10 protein-coding genes are annotated in these 8,261 nt (G+C 39.6%); 8 read left to right on the forward strand and 2 right to left on the reverse strand.

Annotated features, from left to right (window positions below):
* Positions 1-153: 153 nt before the first annotated feature.
* Both WBJ10_RS05245 and WBJ10_RS05250 read left to right on the forward strand, forming a co-directional pair.
* A complete protein-coding gene (locus WBJ10_RS05245) occupies positions 154-747 on the forward strand; it encodes an OmpH family outer membrane protein (protein ID WP_424288477.1) in 594 nt (197 codons plus the stop codon).
* Positions 748-832: 85 nt separating this feature from the next.
* Entirely contained in the window at positions 833-1,312 is a 480-nt protein-coding gene (locus WBJ10_RS05250; RefSeq protein WP_424288478.1) for a nucleoside deaminase, read from the forward strand.
* On the opposite strand, the gene WBJ10_RS05255 is transcribed toward WBJ10_RS05250, so the two are convergent.
* Positions 1,309-1,701: an RNA-binding S4 domain-containing protein gene (locus tag WBJ10_RS05255; RefSeq protein ID WP_424288479.1), complete on the reverse strand. Its 393-nt coding sequence runs from the start codon at positions 1,699-1,701 to the stop codon at positions 1,309-1,311. The genes WBJ10_RS05250 and WBJ10_RS05255 overlap by 4 nt on opposite strands.
* Before the next feature lie 68 nt (positions 1,702-1,769).
* Here WBJ10_RS05255 and WBJ10_RS05260 point away from each other — a divergent pair, with 68 nt between their 5' ends.
* The 6 genes from WBJ10_RS05260 to miaA all read left to right on the forward strand — a co-directional run bounded on the left by WBJ10_RS05260 (position 1,770) and on the right by miaA (position 7,489).
* Positions 1,770-2,588, forward strand: a complete 819-nt coding sequence (locus WBJ10_RS05260) for a 2,3,4,5-tetrahydropyridine-2,6-dicarboxylate N-succinyltransferase (RefSeq protein WP_424288480.1) — start codon at positions 1,770-1,772, stop codon at positions 2,586-2,588.
* Positions 2,589-2,658: 70 nt separating this feature from the next.
* Positions 2,659-3,774 carry a glycosyltransferase family 4 protein gene (locus tag WBJ10_RS05265; RefSeq protein WP_424288481.1) on the forward strand — a complete coding sequence of 372 codons (1,116 nt, stop codon included), beginning with the start codon at positions 2,659-2,661 and terminating at the stop codon, positions 3,772-3,774.
* Positions 3,761-4,327 (forward strand): L-threonylcarbamoyladenylate synthase, encoded by a 567-nt coding sequence (locus tag WBJ10_RS05270; RefSeq protein ID WP_424288482.1) that lies wholly within the window; start codon positions 3,761-3,763, stop codon positions 4,325-4,327. The genes WBJ10_RS05265 and WBJ10_RS05270 overlap by 14 nt, the downstream gene beginning before the upstream one ends.
* A gap of 88 nt (positions 4,328-4,415) precedes the next feature.
* A complete protein-coding gene (locus WBJ10_RS05275; protein WP_424288483.1) occupies positions 4,416-5,828 on the forward strand; it encodes a CCA tRNA nucleotidyltransferase in 1,413 nt (470 codons plus the stop codon).
* A 66-nt stretch (positions 5,829-5,894) separates the two neighbouring features.
* Positions 5,895-6,542 carry an IS1096 element passenger TnpR family protein gene (locus tag WBJ10_RS05280; protein ID WP_424288484.1) on the forward strand — a complete coding sequence of 216 codons (648 nt, stop codon included), beginning with the start codon at positions 5,895-5,897 and terminating at the stop codon, positions 6,540-6,542.
* 17 nt (positions 6,543-6,559) lie between these two features.
* Complete coding sequence (gene miaA, locus WBJ10_RS05285; protein ID WP_424288485.1) at positions 6,560-7,489, forward strand: tRNA (adenosine(37)-N6)-dimethylallyltransferase MiaA; 930 nt, start codon at positions 6,560-6,562, stop codon at positions 7,487-7,489.
* Here miaA and WBJ10_RS05290 read toward each other — a convergent pair.
* The gene (locus tag WBJ10_RS05290) at positions 7,434-8,132 is read right to left on the reverse strand and encodes a potassium channel family protein (protein WP_424288486.1); all 699 of its coding nucleotides are present in this window, start codon (positions 8,130-8,132) and stop codon (positions 7,434-7,436) included. The genes miaA and WBJ10_RS05290 overlap by 56 nt on opposite strands.
* Positions 8,133-8,261: the final 129 nt, after the last annotated feature.

Here is an 8,261-nt window from a genome sequence, read left to right on the forward strand (position 1 = left end):
AACAACAAGTATCAAAAATAACGATTATAGAGGGTAAATCCAACTTTGTGGATAAATATAGGTCGGTTTTCCACCCTACAAAATCTAGTCAAATTAAATGGTTGGGATACTTGGATTGAAAGATTATATTTGCTTAAATTTTTATAAAAAAACATGAAGAAAATATTGGCAAACTTAAGTAATGTGGCAGCCGGAGTAGTGATTGCAACAGCATTAATATCCTGTGGAAAAGAACAACCTAAAAACACCACCTCAACCACTACATCGACAACCGTAAAATCCGAAGCCATCGTTTACGTAAATTCAGACTCATTGCTGAACAATTACGAATATTTTAAAGATGTTAAGAACGTTTTCCTGGATAAGTCAAAGAAAGCGCAGTCTGATTTAACGGCGAAAGGGACAGCTTTCCAAAAAGAGGTAGCTCAATATCAGCAGAACGCTGCTAACTTAAGTGCTGATCAGCGTGCAAGTACTGAAGAACGCCTTGCAAGGAAACAACAGGAACTGGCTGCTTACAATCAGAATGCCGGAAACGCTTTGGCTAATGAAGAAGCCGTTGAGAATGAAAAATTATACAATAAAGTATCTGAATTCTTGAAGGGTTACGCGAAAACCAAAGGATATAAGATGGTTTTAACTTATTCGAAATCCAATCCGACCGTATTATTTGCTGATGAAAGCCTGGATGTAACCAAAGAGGTATTAGTTGGTTTGAATGACGCTTATAAAAAAGACAAGAAGTAGTTTTTCATAACATCCGAAGATATATAACCCCGGGACGACCGGGGTTTTTTATTTTTACAATTTCCGGATTATAATTAAACAAAATATGCAGAACACAGAACATGAAAAGTTTATGCGGTTGGCAATTCTTTTATCCCAAGGGAATGTTAGTAAAGCTTTGGGTGGACCCTTTGGTGCGGTAGTGGTTAAAGACGGCAAAATGATTTCCAAAAGTGCGAATAAAGTAACGACGACATTTGATCCAACGGCTCATGCTGAAGTATCAGCCATTAGGTTGGCCTGTAAAAAACTAAAAACATTCGATCTCGCCGGCTGTGTGATTTATACAAGCTGCGAACCTTGCCCTATGTGCCTGAGTGCTATCTACTGGGCTCACATCGACAAGGTCTATTATGCGAACACCAAACAGGATGCGAATTCAATTGGGTTCGATGATCAATTCATTTACGACGAGATTGCGTTGCCAATGAATAGGCGAAAATTAAAGATCGAACAGATCATGAGAGAGGAAGCACAGGTAGCATTCCGCTTATGGGACCAATCAGATATGAAGATTAATTATTAGTCAAACCATCCCTCCTGAAGGTCGTCAATCTCTCGTCTATCCTTTTTGGTAGGCCGGCCTGCTCCCCTGTCACGGCTTAGATTTGGAGTATGGAACATCGATTTATATGCAACCGTATCTTCCACAGGAGTTAAATCCACATAGAATGTAACAGCAGTTTTTGCATCAACCCTCCTCTCCAGAAGGCCGGTAACTTTTATAATTTTTTTATCCGGGCCTTTTTGGACTGTAAATTCCTCACCAACTTTAACAATGTGAGAAGGTTTTAGGTTCTGACCGTTCATCTTTATACGTCCCGCTTTACAAGCTTCGGTGGAAATGCTACGGGTTTTGAACGCACGAATTGCCCATAAATATTTGTCTAAGCGCAGTTTCTCATTTTCAGCCATGGAAGCAAATTTACATAACGTTCCATCATTTGCCAGAAAATTCCCTTAATTTGGCTCAAAATTACTGTATGACTACCGAACTGAAAAAACTTATAGAAACAGCCTGGGACGACCGCACGCTAATCACTTTCAAAGAATACAGAGATGCAATTGAACGAGTTATTTTGCATCTCGATAAAGGAGAATTACGTGTTGCTGAACAAATCGGAACCCGCTGGCATGTTCACGACTGGATTAAAAAAGCCGTAATCCTTTACTTTCCCATTCGGGAGATGAAAGAAATAGAAGTCGGGCCTTTTGTATTTCATGACAAAATGAAACTCAAAACCGATTATAAAGCTACAGGTGTTAGAGTTGTCCCACATGGAATTGCAAGGTATGGTGCATACCTGGCAAAAGGGGTTATTATGATGCCCTCTTATGTGAATATCGGAGCGTATGTCGATGAAGGCACTATGGTAGATACATGGGCAACTGTGGGCTCATGCGCACAAATAGGAAAACATGTGCACTTAAGTGGAGGAGTTGGAATCGGCGGAGTATTGGAACCAGTTCAGGCCTCCCCTGTGATCATTGAAGACAATTGCTTCATTGGTTCCCGTGCAATAGTTGTCGAGGGCGTGCATGTTGAAAAAGAGGCAGTCCTTGGTGCTAATGTTGTCTTGACAGCATCAACTAAAATCATCGATGTAACTGGAGATGAACCAGTAGAATATAAAGGAATTGTTCCAGCGCGATCTGTAGTTATTCCAGGTTCGTACGCGAAAAAATTTCCAGCGGGAGAGTTTCAGGTGCCTTGCGCATTGATTATTGGACAAAGAAAAGAATCTACTGATAAAAAGACCTCACTTAATGATGCATTGAGAGAGAATAACGTAGCGGTATAATCTTTCATTGACACCGGGAATTTAAAAGGTTGGAATAATTTCCAGCCTTTTAAATTTATTATCATGTATAATGAATATTGGTTTTGACGGTAAGCGTGCAACTCAGAATCTTACGGGCTTAGGTAACTATAGCCGGTACCTGATTCGCTTGCTGACAATTTTATATCCGGAGAATAAATATTTGGTTTACACTCTCAAAAACCCATCAAGCGGGATGGCAATTAAGGATGTTGTTTACAAATATCCGGGTAATCAACTTTTTAAATCATATTGGCGGAGTAAAAGTGTCGTTAATGATTTAATTCGCGACAAGATCGACTTGTTTCACGGACTCAGCAATGAGATTCCTTTTGGTCTGAAATCGGCGGGCATTCCCTCTGTAGTAAGTATTCATGATCTGATTTTTATCCGTTATCCACAATATTATTCGTTTATAGACAGAGCGATATATAAGTTAAAGTTCCGGCATGCTGCTCAAAAAGCCGACAAAATTATCGCCATTAGCGAGCAAACCAAGAATGATCTTATTCAATTTCTTGGTGTAAGCGAAGAGAGTATTGAAGTGATATATCAGGATTGCGATCCCATGTTTCATCAGAGTGTTGCTTCTTCAGTAAATGCTGAAATCAAAGAGAGATATACACTTCCTGATAAATATATCTTAAACGTTGGGACGATAGAAGAGCGTAAGAATCTAATGCTTATTGTTAAAGCGCTATTAGAAGTTCCAGATATTCATCTTGTAGTAGTTGGAAGAGAGACCAGTTACAGCCAGAAGGTTAGACAATTCATTAAAGAGAACAAGCTGCACGAACGGGTGCATTTGCTCCAGAATGTAGCTTATCTGGATCTGCCCGCTATCTATCAACAGGCGGAATTGTTCATTTATCCTTCGCGATTTGAGGGCTTTGGAATTCCCGTCGTTGAAGCTCTGCATTCCGGTGTTCCGGTCATCGCTGCAAAAGGCTCCTGCCTGGAAGAAGCAGGTGGGCCGGAAAGTATATATGTTGATCCGGATGACGAGTTAGAAATGGCCGATCAAATCAAAAACGTTCTCGATAACGATGAAAAAAGGATAAAAATGGTGAGCGCCGGTCGAGAGTATTTAAATAAATTTGATAGTAAAAGAATTTCAGGACAGCTCACGCAGCTTTACCAAAATGTAATCAACAATGCTAAAAGATGAAGTAAACAAAGCCCTGGAGGTTTTAAAAGACGGGGGATTGATCCTTTACCCAACAGATACGATCTGGGGGATTGGTTGCGATGCAACTAATGCAGAAGCCGTAGACAAGGTATTTAATTTAAAAGGCCGGTCAGCAGAGAAAAGCCTTATTGTTTTACTTGACTCCGACAATAAGCTACAGAGCTATATAAAAGAAGTTCCTGAAATTGCATATGACCTTATAGAGTTCGCTGAGAATCCGTTGACTATTATCTATTCAGGAGCAAAAAACCTGGCTGCCAATGCAGTAGCCACAGATGGCAGCATTGGAATCCGGATCGTAAAACATGAATTCTGCAGCCAGCTTCTCCAGCGATTCCGAAAACCGATAATATCAACCTCGGCAAACTTAAGCGGGGAGCCTTCCCCTGTAAGTTTTATCGACATTAGTGATGAAATAAAAAATGGTGTTGACTACGTCGTTAACTGGGAACAGAATGTGGTTTCTAATTCAAAGCCGTCGACTATCATGAAGCTTGAACCAGGTGGCAAGTTTTCCTTCATCAGGAAATAAGGAAATTGAAATCCCGATAATTGTTGTCCTTTGACGATATTTGCATTATGAATGACCGGTCCCCCTTCATCGTAAGGTTCGAATTGATATGAAAGAATACTTACATAATCCCATATTTAAAAAACTCAGCGAACTTGCAGAGGACACAAATGATCAAATTTACGTGATCGGGGGTTTCGTCAGGGATATCTTTCTACAAAGACCTTCAAAAGATATAGATATACTGATAATTGGTAACGGGATAAAATTTGCTGAAGCTGCCGGGAAACTACTACACACAAAGGTGGCTGTGTTCAAAAACTTTGGAACTGCTATGCTTCGCCATGGCGATCTCGAAATTGAATTTGTAGGTGCACGGAAAGAATCCTATCGGACGGAATCAAGAAAACCAATTGTTGAAGATGGGACCCTCGATGATGACCAAAAGCGGCGAGATTTTACAATAAATGCTATGGCTTTAAGCCTTAACCAATCAGACTTTGGGACTTTGCTCGATCCCTTCGGTGGCATCAATGACCTTGAAAACCGTTTGATAAGAACCCCCCTAAATCCGGAAATAACCTTTTCTGATGACCCCCTTAGAATGCTTAGAGCGATAAGATTCGCTTCCCAGCTAGGTTTTAGTATCGATGAAACAGCATTGCAAGCTATAAGGTTAAATCGTGAGCGAATAAAAATCGTTTCCATGGAGAGGGTTACAGATGAACTCAATAAAATCATTTTATCGCCGAAACCATCAGAAGGTTTCAAACAGCTATTTAACACAGGATTATTAAGGGAGATATTTCCACAAATGGCCGACCTCCATGGTGTGGATGTTATTGATGGCAAAGCGCATAAGGACAATTTCTATCATACCCTGCAAGTATTGGATAACCTTGCAGAAAACACCGATGATTTATGGTTGAGATGGGCAGCGATATTGCATGATATCGCTAAACCCGCTACAAAGAGATTTGAACCGGGCCATGGTTGGACGTTTCATGGCCACGAGGACAGAGGTGCCCGTATGGTGCCTAAAATTTTCGCGCAGCTGAAACTACCTCTCAACGAGAAAATGAAAATCGTGCAAAAACTCGTACAACTTCATTTACGTCCAATCGTTCTGGCGCAGGATGTTGTTACTGATTCGGCAGTTAGGAGATTATTATTTGAAGCTGGCGAAGAGATCGATAGCCTGATGCTCTTGTGTAATGCGGACGTAACCACTAAAAACGAGTATAAGGTTAAAAAATACCGGAGAAATTTCGAATTGGTTCAAAAACGGCTGAAAGAAGTTGAAGAAAGTGATCAGATACGTAACTGGCAACCTCCTGTCAGCGGTGAAGATATCATGCTGGCATTCAATTTGAGGGCTGGAAAGGAAGTTGGTATAATAAAAAATCAGATAAGAGAGGCCATCCTTGAGGGTGAAATAAAAAATTCACGTGAGGAAGCCCTTGTTTTTATGTTAGAAAAAGGCAAAGAAATTGGATTAGTCCCGGTAGAAATAAATTCCTGAATATTTAAAACTAAATCCATAATGACTTACCAAATAGTATTTTTGTAGACAAATTAATAGATAGTAATGGCAGTATATAGATTTAAGGTGTCTTTCGAAGATTATGATGATGTAGAACGTGATATAGATATCAAATCCAACCAGACTTTTGAGGACCTTCACACGGCGATACATAAGTCGACCGGATATAAGATTGAAGCATCTTCGTCATTCTATGTAAGTAATGATCAATGGATTAAAAACGAAGAAATTGCCTATCTGCCAAATCAGAGAAAAATAAATAATGGAGTTGCATTAATGGAAAACTCCAGGCTAAGCAGTTTCATAGATGACCCTCATCAAAAGTTTTACTATATCTATAACTTCGACAGGCCGTTCGATTTCCATGTTGAGCTGATTAAAATTATGCTTAATGAGGAACCGGGTAAAAGCTATCCAAACGTAGCAAGGTCTTTGGGCGAAGCACCGAAAATCCCAGGTACAGGTATCATCCCACCAGTTGCTGCAATTGTTTCTGATGATTTTGATTTCCTCAATGAAGAAGAATTTCAGCCAGAAGATACTGATGAACTGGAACAAATGAGTGATATGGGAATCAATACTGATCAGGAGATCGTTGTGGAAGAGGAAGAAGATGAAAAGGACGAGTTTATGGATGAGTTTTCCGACAATGAAGGGTACGATGCTGATGACCTTCAGAAAGATGATTACTAAGCACCTGACATACTTTAATGGCTAAAACGCTGATAGTAGTTGCAGGACCGACAGCCATTGGAAAAACCAGCTTAGCTATTCAATTAGCCCTATATTATCAAACAGAAATAATTTCCGCTGATTCCAGACAGTTCTATCGTGAGATGGAAATTGGTACTGCCAAACCATCGGAAGAAGAGTTTAATACGGTTCCGCATCATTTCATAAATTCCCTCTCTATAAACGACAACTATAGCGTTGGAGATTATGAACGAGAGGCCCTGATACTTATTGAACGACTGTTTATTTTACACGATATCGTAGTTCTTGTAGGAGGATCGGGCTTGTTTATAAATGCCATCGTGAATGGTTTCGACGAAATCCCAACAGCCTCTGTAGAAACCAGGGAAAAGTTAAATGAATTATTTAAACAAAGAGGTATTTCCGCACTTCAGGAGCGATTGAAGACTATTGATCCGGAATACTATAAAGAAGCAGATATTAATAATCCTCAAAGGCTTATAAGGGCGATAGAAGTTTATGAAACCAGCGGAAAACCCTTTTCTGAATATCGCCGAAAGGCTATAAAAAAGCGCCCATTTAATATTATCCAGATCGGCCTAAATACAGACAGGGAAACTTTGTACACAAACATTAATGCACGGGTGGATTTGATGATAGCTAATGGACTGGTTCAGGAAGTGGAAGGTTTGCAATTGCACCGTCACCTTAATCCCCTAAATACCGTTGGGTATTCGGAACTGTTCAAATATTTCGACGGTGACTCTAGTTTAGAAGAAGCAGTCCAAATGATCAAGCAAAACACCAGGAGATTTGCAAAAAGGCAGTTAACCTGGTTTAAAAAATCTGGTGACGTCACTTGGTTTAAACCCGACGAATTTGAAAATATTATTAATTATTTGAATTCCCGACTCCACGATCATGAGCACGGGGAGCGAAAAAATTAAAAAATAAAATCAAAAAAGACAAGGTGCTCACCAACTGGGTAATTACAACTAATTTACCGTCAGCATTTATGGGATGAATTTCTCCGTACCCCACGGTTGCGCCAGTTATTAAACTAAAGTATAAAGCGTCGATTATATTCTTAACAGGCTGGTTTAAATAGTCTCCGGCGGCATAAATTACTGCATACGATCCAATTACTTCAACGAAATTAAAAAACAATAGTATCAGAGATCTATTATGGTTTATGCCAATATTGTGTTCCGGAAGAAATATCTTATTGAATATATACAGATAAGTTTCTACAAGGAGATATATATTTAAGATGAAAAGCCACGTGTGATCCCATAAGCCGAAATAAAGCATTACAAAGGGCATCGCAGTTTTAAAGATCACATAAAATTCACCTCTGATTTTCCTATGATGATAAGAAGATTTCCTGTCAACGTAATCCAAATACACCCCGGGAAAAAACACTTTCGAAACAACCAGAAATAACCTAAACGCCCGCTCTATTCCAAAATCGTTGTAATTAGAGTTGTGCCAAACGTCTTTAATCCTTTCGAAATGAGGTATATGCGGCCATTGATCATGCGTTTTTACTGTCTGATTACCAAATACCAGTTTATTCAAATGTCTTTTCATCTAGGCTTGTGCAGGGGGGCCGCCAAAATTCATTGGGAATGCCGGTGGATCTTCGTTGATCTTTATCCTACCGTTGATTGCTTCGAATTTTTCAAGATTATCTTCAAGGGCTCTCATAAACCTCTTTGC

The organism is Daejeonella sp., from assembly GCF_049655485.1.
In the GTDB taxonomy this organism is placed as follows: Bacteria; Bacteroidota; Bacteroidia; order Sphingobacteriales; family Sphingobacteriaceae; genus Daejeonella.